This is a genomic window from Pelomonas dachongensis, assembly GCF_043555865.1.
Taxonomy (GTDB): Bacteria; Pseudomonadota; Gammaproteobacteria; order Burkholderiales; family Burkholderiaceae_C; genus Pelomonas; species Pelomonas dachongensis.
This window is the reverse complement of the sequence record NZ_JBIGHY010000016.1, coordinates 19,470-42,320: the sequence shown is the minus strand read 5'-3', so window position 1 is coordinate 42,320 and position 22,851 is coordinate 19,470. Positions and strand designations below refer to the sequence as shown.

General features: G+C 67.9%; 18 protein-coding genes. 4 read left to right on the top strand and 14 right to left on the bottom strand.

The genetic code is table 11. The annotated features are described in order from the left end of the window. Positions 1-2: 2 nt before the first annotated feature. Positions 3-1,550 carry a tryptophan halogenase family protein gene (locus ACG02S_RS24730; RefSeq protein WP_394473169.1) on the bottom strand — a complete coding sequence of 516 codons (1,548 nt, stop codon included), beginning with the start codon at positions 1,548-1,550 and terminating at the stop codon, positions 3-5. 157 nt (positions 1,551-1,707) lie between these two features. Beyond that, complete coding sequence (locus ACG02S_RS24725; RefSeq protein WP_394473168.1) at positions 1,708-4,749, bottom strand: TonB-dependent receptor; 3,042 nt, start codon at positions 4,747-4,749, stop codon at positions 1,708-1,710. A gap of 834 nt (positions 4,750-5,583) precedes the next feature. Between ACG02S_RS24725 and ppc the strand changes: the two genes are divergently transcribed. Continuing rightward, positions 5,584-8,382, top strand: a complete 2,799-nt coding sequence (ppc, locus tag ACG02S_RS24720; RefSeq protein ID WP_394473167.1) for a phosphoenolpyruvate carboxylase — start codon at positions 5,584-5,586, stop codon at positions 8,380-8,382. A 72-nt stretch (positions 8,383-8,454) separates the two neighbouring features. Here ppc and ACG02S_RS24715 read toward each other — a convergent pair whose 3' ends face one another. From ACG02S_RS24715 to ACG02S_RS24695, 5 genes are all read right to left on the bottom strand, one after another. Next, positions 8,455-9,966, bottom strand: a complete 1,512-nt coding sequence (locus ACG02S_RS24715) for a tripartite tricarboxylate transporter permease (protein WP_394473166.1) — start codon at positions 9,964-9,966, stop codon at positions 8,455-8,457. Between the two features lie 7 nt (positions 9,967-9,973). Continuing rightward, positions 9,974-10,438 (bottom strand): tripartite tricarboxylate transporter TctB family protein, encoded by a 465-nt coding sequence (locus ACG02S_RS24710; RefSeq protein WP_394473165.1) that lies wholly within the window; start codon positions 10,436-10,438, stop codon positions 9,974-9,976. A 96-nt stretch (positions 10,439-10,534) separates the two neighbouring features. Next, positions 10,535-12,331 carry a type IV pilus assembly ATPase TfpB gene (tfpB, locus tag ACG02S_RS24705; protein ID WP_394473164.1) on the bottom strand — a complete coding sequence of 599 codons (1,797 nt, stop codon included), beginning with the start codon at positions 12,329-12,331 and terminating at the stop codon, positions 10,535-10,537. Between the two features lie 11 nt (positions 12,332-12,342). Further along, positions 12,343-13,116 (bottom strand): spermine/spermidine synthase domain-containing protein, encoded by a 774-nt coding sequence (locus tag ACG02S_RS24700; RefSeq protein ID WP_394473163.1) that lies wholly within the window; start codon positions 13,114-13,116, stop codon positions 12,343-12,345. Between the two features lie 20 nt (positions 13,117-13,136). Further along, positions 13,137-13,697, bottom strand: a complete 561-nt coding sequence (locus ACG02S_RS24695; RefSeq protein ID WP_394473162.1) for a DNA-deoxyinosine glycosylase — start codon at positions 13,695-13,697, stop codon at positions 13,137-13,139. Between the two features lie 59 nt (positions 13,698-13,756). On the opposite strand from ACG02S_RS24695, the gene ACG02S_RS24690 reads away from it, so the two are divergent. Beyond that, positions 13,757-14,578, top strand: coding sequence for an MOSC domain-containing protein (locus ACG02S_RS24690; RefSeq protein WP_394473161.1), 822 nt, complete (start codon positions 13,757-13,759; stop codon positions 14,576-14,578). Positions 14,579-14,621: 43 nt separating this feature from the next. Beyond that, complete coding sequence (locus ACG02S_RS24685) at positions 14,622-14,969, top strand: energy transducer TonB (protein WP_394473160.1); 348 nt, start codon at positions 14,622-14,624, stop codon at positions 14,967-14,969. On the opposite strand, the gene ACG02S_RS24680 is transcribed toward ACG02S_RS24685, so the two are convergent. The 4 genes from ACG02S_RS24680 to ACG02S_RS24665 form a co-directional block, all read right to left on the bottom strand. Beyond that, complete coding sequence (locus ACG02S_RS24680) at positions 14,956-15,780, bottom strand: TatD family hydrolase (RefSeq protein WP_394473159.1); 825 nt, start codon at positions 15,778-15,780, stop codon at positions 14,956-14,958. The two genes, ACG02S_RS24685 and ACG02S_RS24680, sit on opposite strands and share 14 nt — an antisense overlap. 277 nt (positions 15,781-16,057) lie before the next feature. Beyond that, positions 16,058-16,912, bottom strand: coding sequence for a formyltetrahydrofolate deformylase (gene purU / locus ACG02S_RS24675; RefSeq protein WP_394473158.1), 855 nt, complete (start codon positions 16,910-16,912; stop codon positions 16,058-16,060). Then, positions 16,909-17,595 (bottom strand): lipoprotein-releasing ABC transporter ATP-binding protein LolD, encoded by a 687-nt coding sequence (gene lolD, locus ACG02S_RS24670; protein ID WP_394473157.1) that lies wholly within the window; start codon positions 17,593-17,595, stop codon positions 16,909-16,911. The genes purU and lolD overlap by 4 nt, the downstream gene beginning before the upstream one ends. Beyond that, on the bottom strand, positions 17,588-18,844 hold the full coding sequence (locus tag ACG02S_RS24665; RefSeq protein WP_394473156.1) for a lipoprotein-releasing ABC transporter permease subunit: 1,257 nt from the start codon (positions 18,842-18,844) through the stop codon (positions 17,588-17,590). The genes lolD and ACG02S_RS24665 overlap by 8 nt, the downstream gene beginning before the upstream one ends. An 87-nt stretch (positions 18,845-18,931) precedes the next feature. Here ACG02S_RS24665 and ACG02S_RS24660 point away from each other — a divergent pair, with 87 nt between their 5' ends. Beyond that, complete coding sequence (locus ACG02S_RS24660) at positions 18,932-19,456, top strand: histidine phosphatase family protein (protein ID WP_394473155.1); 525 nt, start codon at positions 18,932-18,934, stop codon at positions 19,454-19,456. A 1-nt stretch (position 19,457) separates the two neighbouring features. On the opposite strand, the gene ACG02S_RS24655 is transcribed toward ACG02S_RS24660, so the two are convergent. The 3 genes from ACG02S_RS24655 to ACG02S_RS24645 all read right to left on the bottom strand — a co-directional run bounded on the left by ACG02S_RS24655 (position 19,458) and on the right by ACG02S_RS24645 (position 22,850). Then, complete coding sequence (locus ACG02S_RS24655) at positions 19,458-20,297, bottom strand: HDOD domain-containing protein (protein WP_394473154.1); 840 nt, start codon at positions 20,295-20,297, stop codon at positions 19,458-19,460. Positions 20,298-20,373: 76 nt separating this feature from the next. Beyond that, the gene (locus ACG02S_RS24650) at positions 20,374-21,669 is read right to left on the bottom strand and encodes a glycerate kinase type-2 family protein (RefSeq protein ID WP_394473153.1); all 1,296 of its coding nucleotides are present in this window, start codon (positions 21,667-21,669) and stop codon (positions 20,374-20,376) included. After that, positions 21,666-22,850 (bottom strand): urate hydroxylase PuuD, encoded by a 1,185-nt coding sequence (locus tag ACG02S_RS24645; RefSeq protein ID WP_394473152.1) that lies wholly within the window; start codon positions 22,848-22,850, stop codon positions 21,666-21,668. The genes ACG02S_RS24650 and ACG02S_RS24645 overlap by 4 nt, the downstream gene beginning before the upstream one ends. Position 22,851 lies beyond the last annotated feature (1 nt).

The window sequence follows — 22,851 nt, the reverse complement described above, 5'->3', positions numbered from 1 at the left end:
AGTCACGCGGCCGGCATGCCGTGCGCGCGCAGGTGTTGGATGAGATCGCGGTGGCGTGGCAGGGCACCCAGCAGCCGCCGCGTGAGGGTGGGCACGTCTTGGATGCCGGCTTGCGCGGCAGCCAGCCTGTCGGCCCGCGGCGGCCGCATGGCCGGCATGAACCGCATGCCGTGCAGCACGTACTGGTAGCTGGCGGCCGGGAAGACCTCCTCAGCACGGTAGAAGTCGTTGTGCGACGGCGGCCGGTGGGCCCACAACTGCAGCAGGTCGCGCAGCGATTCGGGCTGCGTCGACGCGCTGCGATGATCGCGCCAGTAGTCGGCGTCGTCGCGGCGGCTCAGCACGTAGTGCAGCTTCAGGAAATCGATGATGCGCGCCCAGCGGTAAGCGAAGGCGTCGTTGAAGCGGCGCGCGACGATGTCCATGTTGGCACGGGTCGCCGGCATGTCGTCGCGGATCAGGGCGGCCGCCAGCTCGACCAGCGCCAGCGCCGAAGCCTCCAGCGGTTCGATGAAGCCGGCGGCCAGCCCGACGGCCACGCAGTTGCGGTGCCAGAACTGCTCGCGGTAGCCCGGGCTGAAACGGATGCGGCGCGGCGTAGTGTCGACGTCCGGCGCACCGGTGTGCTGCAGGTGCGCCAGCAGCGCGCGTTCGGCGGCGGCATCGTCGGTGTGACTGCTCGAATACACCAGGCCCACGCCACGGCGCGTGGGCAAGCCGATGTCCCAGGTCCAGCCCTGCGCGTGCGCGGTGGCGATGGTTGCCGAGGCCAGCGGCCCCTGAGCGTCGGCATGCGGCACCTGCACGGCCAGCGCGCTGTCGTTGAACAACACGCTTTTTTCGGAGCGGAAGCCCACGCCGTAGTGCTGCCCCAGCAGCAGGCAGGCCAGGCCAGAACAGTCGATGAAGAGGTCGCCTTCGAGGTCACCATGCGCGCGCGTAGCGAGTGCGGCGATGTCGCCGTTGTCGTACGAACGGACCGCCGTGAAGTGGTCCACCACGTGCCGCACGCCGAGCACGCCGATGGCATGCCGGCGCAACAGATGCCCCAGTTTGACGGCATCGAAGTGATAGCCGTAGTTGAGCACCCCGGCAAAGTCCGGCGTGGTGGTCTGCTTGGGCGCCAGGTGCGCGTCACACACGTGAGGCTGCGGGCTGACGGCCTCGGCGAATGCCAGCTCGCTGCCGGCCTGCCGCCACGCCGCGGAGACATCGGCCTCGCCAGAGCCGTGCGGCAGCGTGAACGGGTGGTAGTAGCGATCCGCGGCGCCGCCGTGCAGCCAGCCCTCGAAGCGGGAACCCTGCTTGAACGAAGCATCGCACTCCCGGATCAGGTCCAGCTCGCTGAGGCCGATGCGGTGCAGCGTGGCGCGCATGGTAGGCCAGGTGCCCTCCCCCACGCCGATGGACGGCACGTCGGGCGATTCGATCAGCGTGATCTGCAACGCGTCGGGTGCACGACCGCCCAGTTCAGCCGCCAGCGTCGCGGCCGTCAGCCAGCCGGCAGAACCCCCGCCCAGCACCACGATTCGTCGAACGCCTGTCGTCACCTCGGATCTCATTCCGGAGAAGTATGGGCCGAGCGGGCAAGGGGCTGCCTGCTCGGCCAGGGAATTCTGCAAAGAATGTTGGCCGAGGCAAGCGTGGAAGCACTCGCCTCGGCCAACAGTGGTCACCCGGCGCTCGCCGGGTGGCCAGGTGCTTACATCAGAAGCGGTAGCGCGCGCCGATCAGGAAGCGACGGCCGGTCTGGATGGCCGAGACGAGCATCTCGTCGGTGCGGCCATGCTGGCGGATGTAGCCATCGTTCAGGTTCAGCAGGTCCAGCTGCAGGGTCAGGTTCTTGCCGACCTTGTAGCCAACGGACATGTCCACTTGGCCGTAGGGCTCGGTGTAGACCGGGTTGTTGCCGTTGCCATCGCCGACCGCTGCGAGGAACTCGCCGCGCCAGTTGTAGGCCGCTCGGATGGACCACGCGTCGTTCTCATAGAAACCGACCAGGTTGGCGGAGTCGCTGACGCCCAGCAGCGCGGCCTGTTCATCCGTGCGCAGGTTGTTGAACTTCAGGCCCGTCTTCACCTTGGTGAAATTGCCCGACACACCGAAGCCGCTGTTGCTGAACATGTGCTGGAAGTTCAGCTCCAAGCCCTTGATGGTGTCACCCGGCCCGTTCTTGAACGTGGTGATCTTGAACGGGATCGGGGTGGCACCCGGCACGGCGCCGGTGATGCTGCCGGTGACTTCGGCAATGTTCAGCGCGCTCGTCGCCGTCACGCCGGGCTGGCCGTTGTAGTTGTTGAAGATGTAGTTGCGGATGCACAGCGGCTGCGTGTTGCCGCCGCAAGCGGCGAGCGCCGCGTTGTAATAGGTGCCGCTGGCCGGATTCAGGATCCCCGCGATCGTCGTGTCGAAGCTCGACGTGGTGACGAAGTTGTTGACCTTCTTGTAGAAGACGCCCAGGGCCGCGTAGCTGGACTTGGCGTAGTACCACTCCGCCGAGAAGTCCAGGTTCTTGGACTTCAGGGGCTTCAGCGCCGGGTCGCCGGTGGAGCCCGTGCCGCCGCCGTTGGGGTTGGCCGGGTTGTTCAGGCTCTGGCCACCTTGCATCTGGTTCCAGCCCGGGCGGCCGATGTTCTCGCCGTAGCTGGCGCGCACCTTCAGGTTGTCGGCCAAGTCGGCATCCCAGTCGATGCTGGGCAGCCAGTACGTGTACTTGCCCGACTTGGTGCCGAAGATCGGCGTGCTCGAGCTCAGGTCGATTTCGTTCTGCGACTTCCAGTTCGTCGCGCCCACACGGCTCACCACTTGCGACGATGCGTCCACCTTGGTGGTTTCGTAGCGCACACCCACCGAGACGTTCATCGGGATGGCCGTGTCAAAGGCGTGATCCCACTGGGCATATGCCGAGCTGGACTTCTCCGTCGCACGCCAGTCGTCACCCTTGGTGTAGTCGGGTGCTGCGGCGAAGTAGGCCTCGGCCTGCGCCTGCGTCATGCCCGGCGTGTTGGCCATCTTGACCTTGATGGCCTCGGCGCGAAGGCTGTCGAAATCCGCCATGTAGAAGGACGAGAACAGGCGTGAGTCGTCGTGCCCAGGGATGCGGCCGAAGAAGCTGCTGAGGTTGTACGTGCCCGTCTTGACGCCGGCGAACTGGCCCAGCGACGGCGCGACGCCACTCCAGTCGTTGTTCTGGTTGTTGAAGCTGGCGGAACGGTTCTTGGTCTTCGTGAAACCCAGGCCGAGCAGCAGCTTGTTGTCGGCGTCGATGCGCCAGGTGCCGCGCGCCTGCCCCTGGTCGATGGTCTGATCGCTCAGGTTGTTGCGGAACTGCGTGCCCGTCACGTTTGTCTTGGTGCCGTCGAACACCTGGCCCGGCAGGCTCAGGATTGGGAAGTCGCGGTCGTAGTAAGCCGTCGCGTTGCCCTGGTTGAACATCGCCAGGTCCAGCGCGTTGTAGGTGCCGAACGGGCTGTCCGGAGAGGTCTTGGACTTGGAGTGGTGAGCGTCGAGGTCGATCTGCAGCGCATCGCTGACCTTCCACTCGGTGTTGAAGCCCGTGGAGTTCAGCTTGGACTTCTGGGCGTACTGGCCAGTGTTGATGGCCAAGTCATGCTTGCCGTCCTCCCAGATGGCCGTCTGTACAACGGGGGCGGCGACGGAACCCGTCGTGAACTTGGTGGGAGGATTGCTTCCCAGCGCGCCGGAGAACGAGTTGTTGAACCAGCTCGACATCTCGGCGTTCTTCGAGCTGAGCGTGTTGACCGCCATCGTGTGGTCGACCGTGAACTTCAGATCCTTGGTCGGGGCGAACTGCAGCGTCACCTGGCCGTTCAGGCGCTCGCGCTCCATGCCGGTCAGCGAGTAGCGCAGATCGCGCGAGGTGGCATACAGGCCCGTCGGCTGATTGACGATGTTGCCTGCGGGGCTGACCGACTTGACCGCCGGGTCGTTCGTCCCCCAGCCGTTCTGCGTGTAGGCCTTGTTGGAGCCGGAATCGCGCTTGGAATAGCTGCCGCTGATGGCGATGCCCAGCGTGCGGTTGCCGAAGGTGTCGCTGTAGATGCCGGAGATTTCCGGCGTTACTTTGTCGCCCTGCAGCGGTTCGGGCAGGCGGCCGACGGAGGCATCGTAGTTGGCCTTCACGCCGATGCTGGCGATGCGCTCACGCACATCCAGAGGACGGGCCGTCTTGACGTTGATGGTCGCGCCGATGCCGCCGGTGGGCGACTCGGCACGCGCCGTCTTGTAGACCTCCAGCGCGGAGATGGAATCGGACGACAGGTTGGCGAAATCGAACGCGCGCGAACCGTTGGCGCCAGCGCCTTCCCAGCCGATGACGGCGGTGGGCATCTGACGGCCGTTGAGCAGCACCATGTTGAAGTCGGGGCCGACGCCGCGAACCGTGACCTTGGAGCCCTCGCCACTGGCGGAACGGTCAATGGACACACCGGCGATGCGCTGCATCGACTCGGCGAGGTTGGTGTCGGGGAACTTGCCGATGTCTTCGGCCACGATGCCATCCACCAGCCCACGCGACTCGCGCTTCAAGGTGACAGCGCTGTCAAGCGACTTACGAATGCCCGTGATGACGACGGTTTCCAGTGCGTTGGCAGCAGGCGCGGCGGGGGCTTGCTGGGCCTGCACAGCGGCAGCACCAGCCAGCAACGCGACCGACGAAGCCCAGGCCACCGGCTTGAGCCGCACGCGCTGGGCCTGGGGCCGCATCTTGGAATTCTGAGGGTGTTTCATATGTCTCCTTGCTTTGCTTTAATGGCCCGTTCGGACCGACTTCACGACGACTTCTGTAGCCCGCGGATGCCAGCGCTTGTTAGCGTTACCAATTTTCCGACGCACAAGTGCCTTGGTTCAAGCGCTCGCCGTACTTTATTGATTCACCCAACGCGGCATTGCTGGGGTTTGTACGAGTCGAGGCAGCGCTGTCCACATTCAGCAACAGCCGCCATGCACATCACGCCACAACTCACTCAATCCCACTGCCGATCAAGTCGAACTAACAAGTTGAGACGAGGCCTGTTAGCGATCCCAGGCAGCCATGCCACGAATCGCCTCAAGCGCCGACAACCGAAATAGACAACGTTGTCTACGATATCCGATCCCGCTGCGGCATTCAATTGCGCAGGCAGTCTGGTTTACCCGGCATGGCGTATGCAAGCGACAACCCGACGGCGCAGATTCGGCCCCGCTTGCTGCCAGCGGCCCTCGCTTCGCTGCGTCGCGGACGCCTATTGGCACAGACCTTTCCACTATCCGCCATCCCCAACCTCCTGCTGCGTCGCCACCTGGTCGTGCGCCGATCCGTGCAATCTGCCGTCGGCCGGCGCGTAGATGTCCACCCCGCCATTGCGCAATGCCGCCTTCGTCCGGCTCGAAGCGGCTGCGCTGATCGGTTCGCCACGCCCTGGCAAGGGCCGGCACGCACCGCCGATGCGCACCGCGCAAGGGGCGGAAATCGGCTGGCAGCCACACAACGACGGAGGGTCGCAAGATCGAGAAACTGCTAGAGTCAGACGCAGGTAATTCCGTTACCTCTCCTATAGAAATTCCTTGCCCGGACGACACGCCATGAGCCCACGAGCCGCCCCTGCCCGCCCCGAGATCGACAAGAAGGCCGACAAGAACGAGCCGTTGGTGGCCGACATCCGGCTGCTCGGTCGCATCCTCGGCGACGTCATCCGCGAGCAGGAGGGCCGCGAGGCCTACGAGCTGGTGGAGCGCATCCGCCAGCTGTCGGTGGCCTACCGCCACAAGCACGACAAGGAGGCGGGGAAGCGTTTCGACAAGCTACTGAAGAGCCTATCCGGCGACCAGGCCGTCAGCGTCATCCGCGCGTTCAGCTATTTCTCGCACCTCGCCAACATCGCCGAGGACCGCCACCACATCCGGCGGCGGGACGTGCACGAGCGCGCCGGCAGCCTGCAGCCAGGCTCGCTGGCCTACTGCCTGGAGCACCTGCACGAGGCCGGTATCCGCCCGACCGAGATTGCCGAGGTGCTGCGGCGCGGCTTCATCGCACCCGTGCTGACGGCGCACCCCACCGAGGTGCAGCGCAAGAGCATCCTGGACGCCGAGCGCGCCGTCGCCGGACTGCTGGAAGCGCGCGACCGCGCGTCCACCGAGCGCGAGCGCCGCGAGGCAGAGGGCCTGCTGCGCGCTCGCATCACGCAGCTTTGGCAGACGCGCATGCTGCGCTACTCCAAGCTGACCGTGGCTGACGAGATCGAGAACGCGCTCTCCTACTACCACTCGACCTTCCTGCGCCAGATCCCCAAGCTCTACGCCGAGCTGGAGGAACACCTGCCGGGCGAGACCCTGCCCAGTTTCCTGCGCATGGGCCACTGGATCGGCGGTGACCGCGACGGCAACCCCAACGTGGGCGCTGCCACGCTGAAGCGCGCCATGCAGCGCCAGAGCGAGGTCGCGCTGCGCCACTACCTGACCGAGCTGCACGAGCTGGGCGCCGAACTGTCCATCTCGCTGCGCCTGACTGGCGTGTCCCACGAGATGCAGGCGCTGGCTGAGCGCAGCCCGGACCAGAACGCGCACCGGTTGGACGAGCCCTACCGCCGCGCCCTGACCGGCATGTACGCGCGCCTGGCCGCCACGCTGCACGAGCTGACGGGCACCGAGGCGCTGCGCCACGCGGTCGCACCGCAAAATCCCTACCGCGCACCCGACGAACTGCTGGCCGACCTGCGCACCATCGAGGCCTCCCTGAAGAGCCATCATGCCGAAGCGTTGATCGCGCCGCGGCTGAGCCCGCTGATCCGTGCGGTGCAGGTGTTCGGCTTTCACCTCGCCACACTGGACCTGCGCCAGAGCAGCGACCAGCACGAACTGGTACTGGCCGAGCTGCTGGCCGCCGCCCGCATCGAGGAGCACTACGAGACGCTGGACGAAGCCACCAAGCGCGCACTTCTGCTGCGACTGCTGAACGATGCGCGCCCGCTGCGCGTCATCGGCGCCACTTACACCGACAAGACCCAGTTCGAGCTGGCCACGTTCGAGGCCGCACGTGAGGCCCTGTCCCGCTTCGGCCGCGAGGCACTGCGCCACTACATCATCAGCCACACCGAGTCGGTCAGCGACCTGCTGGAGGTGGCGCTGCTGCTTAAGGAAACCGGCCTGCTGCGCGGCACGCTGGACGGCTACGCCACCAGCGACCTCATCATCGTGCCGCTGTTCGAGACCATCGGCGACCTGCGCATCGCCCCCGAGATCATGCGCGAGTTCTACGCCCTGCCCGGCATTCGCGGCCTGGTGGACCGCTCGGGCAGCGAGCAAGACATCATGCTGGGCTACTCGGACAGCAACAAGGACGGCGGCATGTTCACGTCGTCGTGGGAGCTGTACCGCGCCGAGATCGCGCTGGTCGAGCTGTTCGACGAGCTGAAGAAGGTCGGCCCCATCACCCTGCGACTGTTCCACGGCCGCGGCGGCACGGTGGGCCGTGGCGGCGGCCCCAGCTACCAGGCCATCCTGGCCCAGCCTCCGGGCACGGTGAACGGCCAGATCCGCCTGACCGAGCAGGGCGAGGTCATCGCGTCCAAGTACGCACACCCCGAGATCGGCCGGCGCAACCTGGAGACGCTGGTGGCCGCCACGCTGGAAGCCACGCTGCTTCACCCGACGCAGAGCGCCCCCAAGGGCTTCCTGCAGGCCGCGCAGGCGCTGTCCGACGCCAGCTTTGCGGCCTACCGCAAGCTGGTCTACGGCACCACGGGCTTTGCCGACTACTTCTTCGCCAGCACCCCGATCCGCGAGATCGCCGAGCTGAACATCGGCTCGCGCCCCGCCTCGCGCAAGGCCACTCGCGCTATCGAAGACCTGCGCGCCATCCCTTGGGGCTTCTCCTGGGGCCAAGCCCGCGTGGCGCTGCCCGGCTGGTGCGGCTTCGGCTCAGGCGTCGAGGCCTTCCTTGGCGACGAGCCGGCCCAGCGCGCCAAGAATCTCGCGCTGCTCAAGCGCATGCTGAAGGGCTGGCCGTTCTTCCGCGCGCTGCTGTCCAACCTGGACATGGTCCTGGCCAAGACCGACTTGGCGCTGGCCGAGCGCTACGTCGAGCTGGTCGAGGACAAGAAGCTGGGCAAGCGCATCTTTGGCGCCATCAGGGACGAGTTTGACCGCACGCAGGCCATGCTGACGCTGATCACCGGCGACGCCAAGCGGCTGGCGGCCAACCCGTCGCTGGCTCGCTCCATCGAGCACCGCTTCCCCTACATCGACCCGCTGAACCACCTGCAGGTCGAGCTGATGCGCCGCTACCGCCGCACCCAGGCCGACGACCCGGCGATGGAGCGCGTGCAGCGCGGCATCCATCTTTCCATCAACGGCATCGCGGCCGGCCTGCGCAACACGGGCTGACCAAGAAAAACCGGCTGGCGCGTGACGCGGCAGCCGGTGGGGCTTGGGTGGCGGGCGCCTGAGGCGCGGCGCTCAAGCCTCCTCTTGGAACGCCTCCTCGCGCTTCTTCTTGATGGACGGCAGCATCACCACCACCACCATCAGCACCGCCGCGACCAACAGCCCGGCCGACAGCGGCCGCGTCAGGAACGTGCTCCAGTCGCCCCGCGCCAGCAGCAGTGCCCGGCGCAGATTCTCTTCCATCATCGGCCCGAGGATGAAGCCCAGCAGCAGCGGTGCCGGCTCGCAGCTGAGCTTGTAGAACACGTAGCCCAGCAGCGCGAAGCCCGCAGTCAGGTAGACGTCGAAGTTGTTGTTATTCAGCGAGTAGGTGCCGATGCAGCAGAACACGACGATGGCCGGGAACAGGAAGCGGTAGGGCACCGTCAGCAGCTTGATCCAGATGCCGATCAGCGGCAGGTTCAGCACGATCAGCATCAAGTTGCCAAGCCACATCGACGCGATCAGGCCCCAGAACAATTCGGGGTTGCTCGTCATGACCTGCGGGCCGGGCTGGATGCCCTTGATGGTCATTGCGCCCACCATCAGCGCCATCACGGCATTGGGCGGAATGCCCAGCGTCAGCATCGGGATGAAGCTGGTCTGCGCACCAGCATTGTTGGCACTCTCCGGCCCTGCCACACCCTGGATGGCTCCCTTGCCGAACGGCACGCGCGGGTTGCGCGCCACTTTCTTCTCCAGCGTGTATGACGCGAACGCCGCCAGCAGCGCGCCGCCGCCCGGCAGCACGCCCAGCGCCGAACCCAGGGCAGTGCCGCGCAGCACAGCAGGCCAGGCGTCCTGGAAGTCCTCGCGCGTGGGCCACAGGCCCTTGACGTCCTTGGTGAACACCTCGCGGTTCTCAGCCGGCTGCCCGAGGTTGGCGATGATCTCGCCGAAGCCGAACACGCCCATCGCGATGATGACGAAGTTGATGCCGTCGGTCAGCTCGGGAATGTCGAACGAATAGCGCGGCGTGCCGCTGATGACGTCGGTGTTGATCTGGCCCAGCAGCAAGCCGAAGACGATCATCGCGATGGCCTTCAGCAGCGAGCCGGACGCCAGCACCACGGCCCCCACCAGGCCCAGCACCATCAGCGAGAAGTACTCCGCCGCGCCGAACTTGAACGCAATTTCGATGAGAGGCGGCGCGAAGGCCGCGATGATGATCGTGCCCACGCAGCCGGCAAAGAAACTGCCCAGGCCCGCGGCAGCCAGTGCCGCGCCGGCACGGCCGCGGCGAGCCATCTGGTAGCCGTCGATGGCCGTGACCACCGAGCTGGATTCGCCCGGCACGTTGATCAGGATGGCCGTCGTGGAGCCGCCGTACTGCGCGCCGTAGTAGATGCCGGCCAGCATGATGAGCGCCGGCGTGGCGTCCAGCGCGTAGATGGACGGCAGCAGCATCGCGATGGTGGCCACCGGGCCCAGACCCGGCAGCACGCCGATCAGCGTGCCCAGCACCGCTCCGAAGAACGCGTAGAAGAGGTTCTGCAGGCTCAGCGCGGTCTGAAAGCCCAGGCCAAGATTGTTCAGCAATTCCATGACGGCCTCAGGCGTTGAAGTAGATGGGCCAGAGCTGGATCGGCAGCTTCAGCCCCACGATGAACAAGGCCCAGCAGCCAAGGGTCAACACCACGCAGGCGATCAGCACGTCACGCCAGCGGAATTCGCTGCCGGCCAGCGACGCCACCGTGATGGTCAGCGGCAACGTGCAAATCAGCCCCAAACGCGGTAGCGCCACAGCGAACAGTGCGATGGCCGCCAGGATGACCAGCAACGGCCGCCAAGCGATGGCGCCGACCGGGTCGCCGCCCTCGGACTCCAGCGTCAAAGCCTTGAACAGCACCAGCGCGCCCAGCAGCGCCAGCAGCACACCCAGGCCGAACGGGAAGTAACCGGGCCCGGGCTGGGCGGAGGTGCCAAACGAATACTCGGTCGCGCCCCAGGCGAAACCCAGGCCCACGGTCAGGAACATCAGTCCCGACCAGAAATCCCGCTGACTCTTGATCTTCATTGCGTCTCTTCTCCAGTGCGCCGCGGGAGGGCGCACAAACTGCGTCGAGGGATTCTGTCAGTGGGCGGCACCCGCCCACCCGTGGGAAACCACGGATCACCCTTCCCAGTGCGGCGTGCTGCGCAGCACCTCTTCCACCGTCGTCACGCCCTCCGCCACCTTCATGGCCCCCGCCAGGCGCAGCGGCCGCAGGCCCTCCTGCATCGCCTGGCGGCGCAGCCCGGCCAGATCGGCCAGAGACGTCTTGACACCCTCGGTCACGGTCAGCAACTCATACAGGCCAGCGCGGCCCCGGAAGCCGGTGTTGCGGCACTCCAGGCATCCCACCGGCTTGAACGGCTTCACACCGCCGCCCAGGCGCCAGTGCTTGACCAGCTCGTTGAGGCTCTCGCGCGTGACGGTCGGGTCGGGCTGCTTGCAGTGCGGGCACAACGTGCGCACCAGCCGCTGCGCCAGCACGCCGATGACGGTGGCGCTGATGAGGTAGCTGGGCACGCCCAGGTCCTGAAGCCGCGTTATGGCCGACACCGAGTCGTTGGTGTGCAGCGTACTGAAGACGAGGTGACCCGTCAGCGCCGCCTGGATGGCCATCTCAGCCGTCTCCAGGTCGCGGATTTCGCCGACCATGATGATGTCCGGGTCCTGCCGCATCAGTGCGCGCAAGCCCTCGGCGAAGCCGAAGTCCAGCTGGTTCTGCACCTGCGTCTGGTTGAAGGCCGGCTCGATCATCTCGATCGGGTCCTCGATGGTCGTCACGTTGACCTCATCCGTCGCCAGCCGTTTCAGCGTGGAGTACAACGTCGTGGTCTTGCCGCTGCCGGTCGGGCCGGTGACGAGAATGATGCCGTGCGGCTGCTTGACCAGCCCCTCCCAGCGGTCCGAGTCGTGCTGGCCGAAGCCCAGCGAGGCCAGGTCCTTGACCGCCGTCTCGGGGTCGAAGATGCGCATGACCATCTTCTCGCCGAAGGCAGTGGGCAGCGTCGAGAGCCGCATTTCGACTTCGTCACCGGCCGGGTTGCGCGTTTTGATGCGACCGTCCAGCGGGCGGCGCTTCTCCACCACGTCCATACGGCCCAGCAGCTTGATGCGCGAGGTCATCGCGCTCATCACCGTGGGCGGCAGCTGATAAACCGTGTGCAGCACGCCGTCGATGCGGAAGCGGATAACGCCCATCTCGCGGCGCGGCTCCAGGTGGATGTCGCTGGCACGCTGGTCGAACGCGTATTGCCACAGCCAGTCCACCACCTGCACCACGCCCTGGTCGTTGGCGTCCAGCTGCTTGTTGGACTTGCCCAGCTCCACCAGCTGCTCGAAGCTGGTCACCTGGCTCTGCTCGCCGGCCTTGGTGGCGGCCCGCACCGAGCGGGCCAGCGTGAAGAACTCGGTCGTGTAGCGCGCGATGTCCAGCGGGCTGGCGACCACCAGCTTGACCGGCTTGCGCACATGCGACTCGATCTGCGCGACCCAGCCTGTGTCGAAGGGTTCGGACGTCGCGATGGTCACGTCGTTTACCCCGAACTGCACCGGCAGGCAGCGCTTGGCCTCGGCATAGCCGATGGACATCACGTCGCCCACGCGGCCCACGTCGACCTTCAGCGGGTCGATGCGCAGGTAGGGCAGCCCGGCGCGCACGGCCAGCCATTCCGACAGCGCATCCACGTCCAGCGGCTTGCCCGTGGCCAGCTGCACCAGGCTCGCATGCCCCAAGCGCACCAGCGGATGCAGCGCACTGTCGCCGGCCGCGAAGCGCTGTTCGGTACGGATGGACTGCGCCTCATCGATGAGGCCGTCGCGCAGCAGCCATTTCAGCAGCGTGCGCCATTCCAGACGGCCCTCGGGCTTGGACGTGGCGGTGGCGGACGCGGGGATGCCGGACTTGGGTTTGGAGCTCATCGAGGATGTCGTCAAAGCGCCTGCAGGATGCTGGTGGGCAAGGGCTTCACGAGCCGCAGCCACTGACGGGCCGGCAACTTGAAGCGCGATTCGATGGTAGCTGCGCGCTGCTCCAGCACCTCGCGGTGCGGCACCTGCACGCCGCGTGCCGCCACCACCACCGTGTTGCCCTCCTTAGTGGGCGTGAGGCTCCAGACCTGGTCCGAGCCGAAGGCGCGGGCGATGCGCAGCGCGCTGCGCGCGAAGCTGGCGCTGCGGCCGAACAGGTTGACCGTCATCAGGCCGCCGTGCGCCAGCACGCCGCGGCAGGCGGCGTAGAAGGCATCGTCGTCCAGCACCGGCCCGGCGGCCTCGTGGTCGTACAGATCCACGTTCAACACATCCACCGTCTGCAGGTTGGCGTCGTCGTTGACCCAAACCTCCGCGTCCTGGTTGAGCACCGTCAGCCGCGCATCGTCGGCGGGCAGCCGGAACCATTGCCGGCACGCGGCGATCACCTGGGGGTTCAGTTCGACAGCCGTGGTGCGCATCTTCAACGCGCCGTGGGTGAAGCGCGTCAAGGCCGCAGCGCCCAGGCCCAGCTGCACCCCGTGGCCCTGCCCCAGCGCCGCCTCGTCGCACCACAACATCCAAGCGCACATGCGCTGGACGTACTCCAGCTCCAGCTGGTCCGGCTTGCGGATGCGCATGGCGCCCTGCACCCAGATCGAGTCCAGGTGCAGGAAGCGCACGCCGTCGTACTCGCTCAAGGTCGCAGGCGCCCAGGCCTTGGGTTTGGATTTCATGCGGCCATCATCCCAGGTCGTCACAGGTGCGGCGCCAGCGCCTCGCGCCAGGCCGCGATCTTGTCGACCAGGCTGCGGCCCGCGTGCGCGGGGCTGGTGGACGGCAGCCGCAGCACCGGCAGGCTGGGGTCGCCCACCAGGGCCACCGTCTCCTTGTGCGCCAGCGCGCCGTTGCAGGCGATGACACGCAATGCCGGCAGGCGACGCAGCAGGGCCAGCAGGTCGCTGGGCTGGGCGTCCACGATGGCTGTGTCCAGGCTGCCGTCGCGCTGGCAGGAGGCCACCGCGTCCCACACGCCCACGTGATGCGCCAGCAGCACCTGCAGCCGCTGCGCATAGGCCCGGGCCGGCAGGTCGGGCTCGCCCAGCAAGGCGGCCATCACCGGCCAGAAGGCATTGCGCGGATGGGCGTAGTACTGCGCCGCCTCCAGTGAGGCCACGCCCGGAAAGCTGCCCAGGACCAGCACCCGCACCTGGGTGTCGAACACCGGCGCCAGGCCGGTCAGCCGGATGTCGTCAGCAGCACTCGCCGGCGGGGTGGTCAGGGCAGCGCCAGGCTGCGAGGATTGGCGGGCTTTCAACGGAGGTCCATCAATGACATCGGCTGCGCAGTGTCTCAGCACCGGACGCCCGGCCTGCAATGGCTGACCTGGTCTCCCGCGTTGCGGCGCTGTGGCGCTATCCCGTCAAGTCCTGCGCCGGTGAGGCCGTGGATGCGCTGCAGCTGGACGCCGGCGGCTGGCCGGCGGGCGACCGCAGCTGGGCCATCGCCGATGCCGGCGGCGACATCACCTGGATGGGCGCCCACCCGCGGCTGGCGCTGGTGCAGGCGCGCCTGGACGGCCAGAACCTGATGCTGCAGGCCGGCCAACGCCGGCTGACCCTGGCGGCCGACGCCGGCAGCCCGGCGCCGCTGAAGGCATGGAATGCCGCGCTGCAGGACTTCGATCATTTCGACGGTTGGGACGCCGGCGACGACGCGGCGGCGCTGCTGCGCTCCACCACCGGCGAGCCCCTGCGCCTGGTGCGCCTCGCCACCGCGACGCAGCGCCGCGTCGGCGCCAACCCGCTGCACCTGGTGGGCGACGGCTCGCTGCGGGCGTGGCGCGACGCGCTGCCGCAGCCGCTCGACGACCTGGCCCTGCGCGTGCGGCCCAACCTGCTGCTGCAAGCCGTGGACAGCAGCGAACTGCCAGCCTTCATCGAGGACATCCTGGTCGAGATGCGCGTGGGGCCAATGGTGCTGAAGCGAACCGCCCCCTGCGTGCGCTGCCTCATGACCACCGTGGACCCGCGCAGCGCCGAACCGCAGCCCGAGGCGCTGCAGGCCCTGACCCGGCTCAGCAGCGAGCGCGCGCCTGGCGCGCCAGTTCAGTTCGGCGTCTATCTCGCCGGCGGCCAGCCCGGTCGCGTGCAGGTGGGCGACCTCGTCGACCTGTCGCTCGACTTCGACAGCTGCTGAAGCCGGCCACGCCGATCAACCCGCGCCCCCAGCCTTTCGCCCCATGAAACCTCTCGTTTTACTGAAGCTGCTGCTCGCGGCATTCACGGCCCAAGCCGCCGACAACCCACCACCCGCGACGCCCGACGCGCCGGCAGCGATCCGCTTGCCCAAGGGCCGCTGCCCAACCATGCCGGTGCCCAAGGTGCCACTGACGCTGCGCGACGGTGAACACGTGCTCACCGCCCGCTTCCTGCTGAAGGCCGATGGCCGCATCGAGAACATCCGCGTTGAAGGTCGCTCGCCCCCGTCCTGGGCCAGAGCCGTGACTGACGCCATCGCTGGCTACCGGTGCCTGCCCGCCGAAGCGGATCAAGAGATCGAATCGGAGTTCAGGATCAAGAGCAGCTGAGCGCCGCCAGCCGCGGCAGCGCCGCGCGCGCGTTGGCGCTGGTGATGGCGGCGGTCTGCGCCAGCGTCCAGCCGCGCAGCCCAGCCAGGCTCTGCGCGATGCGCGGCAGCTCGGCCGATTCGTTGCGCGCCTGGCCCGGGTCGGCTGCGCGTGCTTCGGCGGTCTTGTAGAGCCAGTGCGGCGGGATGTCCGGCGCGTCGGTCTCCATCACCAACGCCGTCTCCGGAGAGGTGGCGGCGATACGCCGGATCTGCAGCGAGCGATCGAACGTCAGCGTGCCGCCAAAACCCAGCTTGAAGCCCAGGGCGATGAAGGCCTGCGCCTGCTGCGCGCTGCCGTTGAACGCGTGAGCGATGCCGCCGTGCGTGAAGCCGACGCGGCGCAGCCCGGCCAGCAGCTTGTCGGCGCTGCGGCGCACGTGCAGCAGCACCGGCAGGCCGGCGCGTTGGGCGAGCTTGAGCTGCTCGACGTAGAAGCGTTGTTGCGTGTCGGAGTCGATGCCGTCGACGAAATAGTCCAGGCCGATCTCGCCGACGGCGACCAGGCGCTCATCGCCCGCGTGCCGCTGCAGCGCCTCGGCCACGCGGTCCAGCGCGTCGGGGGCCGCGTCCATCACGCACAGCGGATGGATGCCGAGCGCATAGGAGAAGCCGTGCTCGTGCGCCAGTTCGCGCACACGTTCGAGGTTGTGCGCGGCGACGGCCGGGATGACGATCTGCGTGACACCCGCGGCCTGGGCGCGCGCGACAACGGCGTCACGGTCGCCGTCGAACTCGGCCGCGTCGAGGTGGCAGTGGGTGTCGGTCCACACTGCCTAAGGGGCCTGCGAACGCCATGGCAGTGGGTCGCGAAGGCCAGGCGACAGGTGCCAATCAAGGCGCAACGCGCCGCCCGCACTCGCGTGCGGGCAAGCGGCGCAACGCCGAGTGGCGCCTGCCGCATGGCCTTCCCTGCGGGTTGTGACCAGAAGGCCCCCGCGCGGCGTTGCGAAGCCTCGCTTTGGGCATGACCAAGCTTCGTTTCGCGCCTTGCTCGCGGGCTTTCTGGTCACAACGCGACCCACTGCCATGGCGTTCGCAGGCCCCGCCTCAGCGGAACACCACCGTCCGATTGCCGTTCAGCAGCACGCGATGCTCCGCATGCCACTGGATGGCCCGCGCCAGCGCCACGCATTCCATGTCGCGGCCAATGCCCACCAGCTGCTCGGGCGGCATGCTGTGGTCGATGCGGGCGACCTCCTGCTCGATGATCGGGCCCTCGTCCAGGTCGCTGGTCACGTAGTGCGCGGTCGCGCCGATCAGTTTCACACCGCGCTCGTAGGCCTGATGGTAGGGCCGGGCGCCCTTGAAGCTCGGCAGAAAGCTGTGGTGGATGTTGATGGCCCGGCCACTCAAGTCGCGGCACAGCTCGGGCGACAGGATCTGCATGTAGCGCGCCAGCACGACCAAGTCGATCCGGTTCTCGGCGACGACTTCGCGGATCTTGTCTTCCTGCGCGGCCTTCTGCGCGTCGGTGGCGCCCAGCAGCGGGAAGTGGTGAAACGGGATGTTGTGTGACGCCGCGAGTTGATAGAAGTCGCGGTGGTTGGACACGATGGCCGGGATCTCGATGGGCAGGTGCCCGGTCTGCACGCGGAACAGCAGGTCGTTCAGGCAGTGGCCCAGCTTGGACACCAGCAGCAACACGCGCGTCTTGTGGGCTCGGGCCACCAGCTCCCAGTCCATGCTGAACTCCGCGGCCAGCGGCGCGAAGGAGGCCTGCAAGACGGCCTCTTCCGCCGGAGCCTCGAACTCGATGCGCATGAAGAAGCGCGCATGGTCGGCATCGCCGTGCTGGTGCGACGTGAGGATGTTGCCGCCCTGCTGCATCAGCACGCCGGTGACGGCGTGGACGATGCCGGCGCGGTCGGGGCAGGAGAGCTTGAGAACGAAGCGCGGATTCATGCGGAAGTCGGTTGAAACTGGCCGGCGACGAGCAGCAGCTGCCGGTCGCAGCGCGCCGCGAGGTCGCGGTCATGGGTGACGAGAACGAAAGCCGTGCCCTGCTCGCGGGCACGTTCCAGCATGAGCGCGAAGACGGCGTTGGCCGTGTCGCGGTCGAGGTTGCCGGTGGGCTCGTCGGCCAGCACGCAGGCCGGGCGGGTGACGAGCGCACGTGCGATGGCCACGCGCTGGCGCTCGCCGCCGGACAGCTCGCCAGGCCGGTGCTGCACACGGTCCTTCAAACCCACCCGCGCCAGCATGGCGGCGGCGGTGTCGCGCGCCTGCTCGTGCGTCTGGCGACGGATGCGCAGTGGCATCGCGACGTTGTCCAGCGCGCTGAACTCGGGCAGCAGGTGGTGGAACTGGTAGACGAAGCCCAGGTGCTGGTTGCGCCAGCGGCCCCGCCCGGCTTCGTCCATGCCGGAGAAGGGCTGGCCCATCAGCGTCACGCCCCCCTGTGTGGGTGCATCCAGCCCGCCCATCAGGTGCAGCAGCGTGGACTTGCCGGAGCCGGAGGCGCCCACGATGGCCAGCGTCTCGCCGCGCTTCACGGTCAGGTCCACACCGCGCAGCACCGTCACGTCCAGCCCGCCCTCGGCGAAGCGGCGCGTGACACCGCTGGCTTGCAGAACGACATCACTCATAGCGCAGCGCCTCCGCCGGTTGCACGCGGCTGGCGCGCCAGCTGGGGTACAGCGTGAAGACCAGCGACAGCGCCAGCGACACGGCCACGATGGGCAGGATGTCGCCCATCTGCGGGTCGCTGGGCATCTGGCTGATCAGGTAGATGCTGCCGGGCAGGAAGCTGGTGTTCAGCACACGTTCGATGAAGGGCACGATGACGTCGATGTTGAAGGCGATCAGCAGGCCGCTGGCCACGCCGGCCAGCGTGCCGATGACGCCCGAGACCGCGCCCTGCACGATAAAGATGCCCATGATGGAGCGCGGGCTGGCGCCCAGCGTGCGCAGGATGGCGATGTCGCTTTGCTTGTCGGTCACCGTCATGATCAGCGTGGACAGCAGGTTGAACGCCGCGACCGCGACGATCAGCGTCAGCACGATGCCCATCATGCGTTTCTCGATCTGCACGGCGTCAAACCACACGGCGTTGGCACGCGTCCAGTCGCGCACGCGGATGTCCGGCCCCATCTGCTGGGCCAGCTGGCTGGCTACGACGCGCGCCTCGTGCACGTCGCGCAGCTTGAGCTGCACGCCGGTGGGGCCGCCGGTGCGGAAGAGCTTGGCGGCGTCGTCCACATGCACCAGCGCCAGCGCCGAGTCGTACTCGTAATGGCCCGAGCTGAACGTGCCCACCACCGTAAACGAACGCAGCCGCGGCACCACGCCAGCCGGCGTGACCTGGCCGCCCGGCGCGACGATGGTGATCTTGTCACCCTCACCCACGTTGAGCTGGCGTGCCAGCTCGGCGCCCAGCACGATGTGCCAGCTGCCCGGCTGCAGCTTCGCGAACGCACCGTTCTTCAACTGCGCGCCCAGGGCGGTGACCTGTGCCTCCTCGGCCGGCGAGATGCCGCGGATCAGCGTGCCGCGCATGTCCTCGCCGCGCGCGATCAGGCTCTGGCTGGCGATGAAGGGTGCCGCGGCGAGCACCTCGGGGTTCTGGCGCGCCTTGGCGGCCGTGGCCTGCCAATCCGGCAGCGCCTGGCCGGCGTAGTCCAGCAGCTCGACGTGGGCGATGACGTTCAGCATGCGGTCGCGCACTTCCTTCTGGAAGCCGTTCATCACCGACAGCACGACGATCAGCGCCATGACGCCCAGCGCGATGCCCACGATGGTCGCACCGGAGATGAAACTGATGAAGGTATTGCGCCGCCCACCGCGGCCGGCGCGGACGTAGCGCCATCCAACCTGGAGTTCAAAGGGCGCGGACATGGAGCGGAGAAGTTGCAGTCGGCATGGGGCCGGGATGGTAACTGGGCGCCTTGGCGAGAATGCCGCACTCCCTCTTCAGGAACCGCGATGAAGCGCTTCTCCGTGCCGCTGGCGGCCTGTCTGCTGACAGGCACGCTGGCCGCCGCCCAGCCCGACCTGGTCATCCTCGTGCGCCACGCCGAACGCGCCGCCGAGCCTGCGCGAGACCCCGGGCTGACGCCGGCAGGCGAGCAGCGCGCCGAGGCACTGGCGCAGGCACTTAGCGGGCTGCGTGTGAATGCCATTGTCACCACGCAGTTCCGGCGCACGCGCGACACCGCCGCGCCGCTGGCACGGGCGCTGGGCGTGCAGCCGCTGGTGGTCGACGCCAAGGCCGGCCATGTGCAGGCGGTGGCGGACGCCGTGCGCGCGCAGACCGGCGTGGTGCTCGTCGTGGGCCACAGCAACACGGTGACGGCGGTGCTGGCCGCGCTGGGCGGGCCGAAGCTGGCGGAGCTGTGCGAGACGAGCTTCCATCACGCCTTCGTGCTGCAGCCCGCCGAGCAGCCGCCCCGCTGGGCGCAGTTCAGCTACGGCGCGGCCAGTCCACCGCCGGCCGCAAGCTGTCTCTGACTCAATGCAGCATCTGCTCCACCTCGGCCGCCGGGTCCCCCGCGGCGGCCACCTTCGCGGCCAACATGTCCAGATCCAGGTGAAGGTGCTCGATCAGCTCGGGCACGGCAACCTTCAGCGCGTGCACCGGCTCGTCGTGGTGCTCGGCCGCATCGGCCAGCACCTCGGCCACGTGCAGCACGGCGGCGATCAGCGAGAACGGCCGGGTTTCAAGCGGCGAGTTGGCGTCCTTGAACGCTTCCACCAGCGGCGCCGGGAAATGCCAGTGCGCGGCGAGCGACGCCGTCACGTCGGCATGCGTGCAGCCAAAGCGGTGTTCTTCCAGCGAGAAGCGGCTGCCGGGTTCGGCGGCATGGGTCTCGACGTCGGCCACCAGCTCAGGCTCGTCGATGGCCATCAGCAGCTGACCGGTGCGCAGCATCAGGCCTGCCAGGTAGGCGGTGTCGGTGGTCGCGCCGTCGGCGCCCAACATGCGGGCCAGGATGCGCGCGTAGTTGGCGGTGGCGATGCTATGGCGCCAAAACAGCGTGCGATCCAACCCCTGTACCTTGGGGAAGGCGCCACTGAGGCAGGCGGCCATCGCCAGGTTGCGCAGCGTCTCCAGGCCCAGCGCGTGGGCCGCGTCGATGACGGTGGCGATCTGGTGCGAGGGGCTGTAGTGCGCCGAGTTCGCCAGACGCAGCACCTTCGCGGTCAGTGCGCCGTCCTTCTCGATGAGCGCAGCGATCTGCGCCAGGCCTACGTTGTCGTCGTCGAAGCTCTTCAGCAGCCGCGACGCCACTTCGGGCATGGTCGGCAGGGCATGTTGCTTGACAAAGAAACGTTCCGCGGCGGCTGTCATTCGAGATCCTCCAAGGCGATGGCGACCGGGCCAGTCTAGGACCAAGCCAGAAGCATCGCCACGAGCTTGACCGCAGCTAAACGATCAGCAATGCACGGAAATCATTGACATTGGTGAAGCTGGGTCCGGGCTGCAACAGGTCGCCCAGCGGCGCGAAGAAGCTGGCGCTGTCGTACGCGTCCAGCAGCGCCTGCGGATTGAGGCCCAGCGCGCGTGCGCGGGCCAGGCTGGTGGGCGTCAGCAGCGCGCCGGCGTGCGGGCCCACACCGTCGATGCCGTCGGTGTCGGCGGCCAGCGCCCAGACGCCCGGCTCGCCTTGCAAGGCCATTGCACAGCCCAGCAGGAACTCGGTCGCACGGCCACCCTGGCCCGGTCGCCTGGCAGCGTCGACCGTCACGGTAGTCTCGCCGCCGGACAGGATCACGCAAGGTTTTGCAAAGGGCTGGCCACGCCGCGCAACGGCCCGGGCCAGCGCTGCATGCAGGCCGCCCACGACGCGGGACTCGCCCTCGATCTCGTCGCTGAGGATGTGCGCCGCCAGGCCTTGCTCCCTCGCCAGTGCCGCCGCCGCCTCCAGGCTCATCTGCGGCGTGGCCAGCATGACCAGCTCGTGGCCGGCCAGCCGCGCGTCGCCGGGCTTGGGCGTCTCGAACACGCCTGACTCCAGGCCAGCGCGCGCAGCGGCGGGCAGGTCGATTCGATAGCGGCGGCCGATGGCCAGCGCGTCTGCGCACGTGGTCGGGTCGGCTACGGTGGGGCCGGACGCGATGATGGCGGGGTCGTCACCCGGCACGTCGCTGATCGCCAGCGTCAGCACGCGCGCCGGTCCGCACGCCGCTGCAAGGCGCCCGCCCTTGATGCCGGACAGGTGCTTGCGCAGGCAGTTCATCTCGCCGATGGACGCGCCGCTGTTCAGCAGCGCCCTGTTGACGGCCTGCTTGTCAGAAAGCAGAAGGCCTGGCGCTGGCAGGCTCAGCAGCGCGGAACCACCGCCGGAGATCAGGCAGATGACGAGGTCGTCAGCGGTGAGGCCGCGGGTCAGCGCCAGCAGCCGCTCGGTGGCGGCCAGGCCGGCGGCGTCGGGCACGGGGTGGGCGGCCTCGACGACCTCGATGCGACGCGGCTTGTCGCCCGACGGAACATGGCCGTAGCGCGTGATGACCAGGCCCGACAACGGCGCATTCGCCGGCCACGCGGCTTCCAGCGCCTGCACCATCGCGCCACCCGCTTTGCCGGCGCCCAGCACGAGCGTGCGTCCCTTGCGCGGATCGGGGGGCGGGGGCAGATGCTGCGCGAGCATGCGACCGGGCAGCGCCCGCGCGACGGCCGCGTCGTACAGCTGGCTCAGCAGCGCACGCGGGTCCGGTGTCATGGCTGTTGCGCCCACCTCGCCATCAGCGCGCGCTCGTCGTCGGTCATGCCGGTCACGTTGTTCAGCGGCATCAGGCGCTGCACGGCCACCTGCTGCACGATCTGCGCCTTGTGCGCGGCCAGCGCCTCGGCCGTATCCAGCCGCACGCCCTTCTGCGCTGCCTCGCCGCTGTGGCACATCAGGCAGCGCTGCGCGGCGATGGCCTGCACCTGCGCCAGCGTGACGGGTGCTGCTGCCGCCACAACAGGCTGGGGCTTCGGCGCCATCCAGACGATGAGGCCGCCCAGCAGCGCCAGCGCGAACGCCACCGCACCCCAGCTGTTGACACCCTTGTGCCGCTTCACGAAGAAGATGCGGATGGCCACGGCCGCGGCCATCAGCACGCACAGTACGACCCAGTTGTGCGAATGCTGGTGCAGCATGCCGTAGTGGTTGCTGAGCATCGCAACCAGCACCGGCAGGCCGAAGTAGGTGTTGTGCACGCTGCGCTGCTTGCCGCGCTGGCCATGGATGGGGTCGGGCCTCTCGCCGGCACGCAACTGCGCGATGACCTTCTTCTGGCCCGGGATGATCCAGTGCGCCACGTTGGCGGTCATCATGGTCGCCAGCATCGCGCCGACGATGAGAAAGGCGGCGCGGCCGGCGAACAGCTGGCAGGCCAGCCAGCTCGCCACCACGACGAATGCCACCACCACGGCCATCACCCGTCCGTCGTTGCCGATGGCGCCGTCCTTCGTGCGGCCCAGCGTCTGGCAGGCGATGTCATACACCGCCGAACCCACGACGAGGAAGCCCAGCGCCGCCACCACCGCTTGCCAAGGCGCGTCCCACGCGTGCACGCGCGCGTCGATGAGCATCTGGCTGGGGTTGAAGAGATACAGCACAACGAACAGCGCGAAGCCACTCATCCAGGTCCAGTAGCTCTCCCAGTAGAACCAGTGCAAGTCCTTCGGCAGGTTCGAAGGCGCCACCAGGTACTTCTGCGGGTTGTAAAACCCGCCGCCGTGCACGGCCCACAGCTCGCCGTCCACGCCCTTGGATTTGACGTCATCGGCGGTCGGCTTGACGAGGTGGTTGTCGAGCCAGACGAAGTAGAACGATGCGCCTATCCAGGCGATGACAGTGATGACGTGCAGCCAGCGCAGCAGCAGGTTGGCCCAGTCGAGCAGGTAGATTTCCATG

Coding starts and splice junctions, on each gene's coding strand:
- ACG02S_RS24725 (WP_394473168.1), bottom strand. CDS start 4,749: ATGAAACACCCTCAGAATTCCAAGATGCGGCCCCAGGCCCAGCGCGTG.
- ppc (WP_394473167.1), top strand. CDS start 5,584: ATGAGCCCACGAGCCGCCCCTGCCCGCCCCGAGATCGACAAGAAGGCC.
- ACG02S_RS24715 (WP_394473166.1), bottom strand. CDS start 9,966: ATGGAATTGCTGAACAATCTTGGCCTGGGCTTTCAGACCGCGCTGAGC.
- ACG02S_RS24710 (WP_394473165.1), bottom strand. CDS start 10,438: ATGAAGATCAAGAGTCAGCGGGATTTCTGGTCGGGACTGATGTTCCTG.
- tfpB (WP_394473164.1), bottom strand. CDS start 12,331: ATGAGCTCCAAACCCAAGTCCGGCATCCCCGCGTCCGCCACCGCCACG.
- ACG02S_RS24700 (WP_394473163.1), bottom strand. CDS start 13,116: ATGAAATCCAAACCCAAGGCCTGGGCGCCTGCGACCTTGAGCGAGTAC.
- ACG02S_RS24690 (WP_394473161.1), top strand. CDS start 13,757: ATGGCTGACCTGGTCTCCCGCGTTGCGGCGCTGTGGCGCTATCCCGTC.
- ACG02S_RS24685 (WP_394473160.1), top strand. CDS start 14,622: ATGAAACCTCTCGTTTTACTGAAGCTGCTGCTCGCGGCATTCACGGCC.
- purU (WP_394473158.1), bottom strand. CDS start 16,912: ATGAATCCGCGCTTCGTTCTCAAGCTCTCCTGCCCCGACCGCGCCGGC.
- lolD (WP_394473157.1), bottom strand. CDS start 17,595: ATGAGTGATGTCGTTCTGCAAGCCAGCGGTGTCACGCGCCGCTTCGCC.
- ACG02S_RS24665 (WP_394473156.1), bottom strand. CDS start 18,844: ATGTCCGCGCCCTTTGAACTCCAGGTTGGATGGCGCTACGTCCGCGCC.
- ACG02S_RS24660 (WP_394473155.1), top strand. CDS start 18,932: ATGAAGCGCTTCTCCGTGCCGCTGGCGGCCTGTCTGCTGACAGGCACG.
- ACG02S_RS24655 (WP_394473154.1), bottom strand. CDS start 20,297: ATGACAGCCGCCGCGGAACGTTTCTTTGTCAAGCAACATGCCCTGCCG.
- ACG02S_RS24650 (WP_394473153.1), bottom strand. CDS start 21,669: ATGACACCGGACCCGCGTGCGCTGCTGAGCCAGCTGTACGACGCGGCC.
- ACG02S_RS24645 (WP_394473152.1), bottom strand. CDS start 22,850: ATGGAAATCTACCTGCTCGACTGGGCCAACCTGCTGCTGCGCTGGCTG.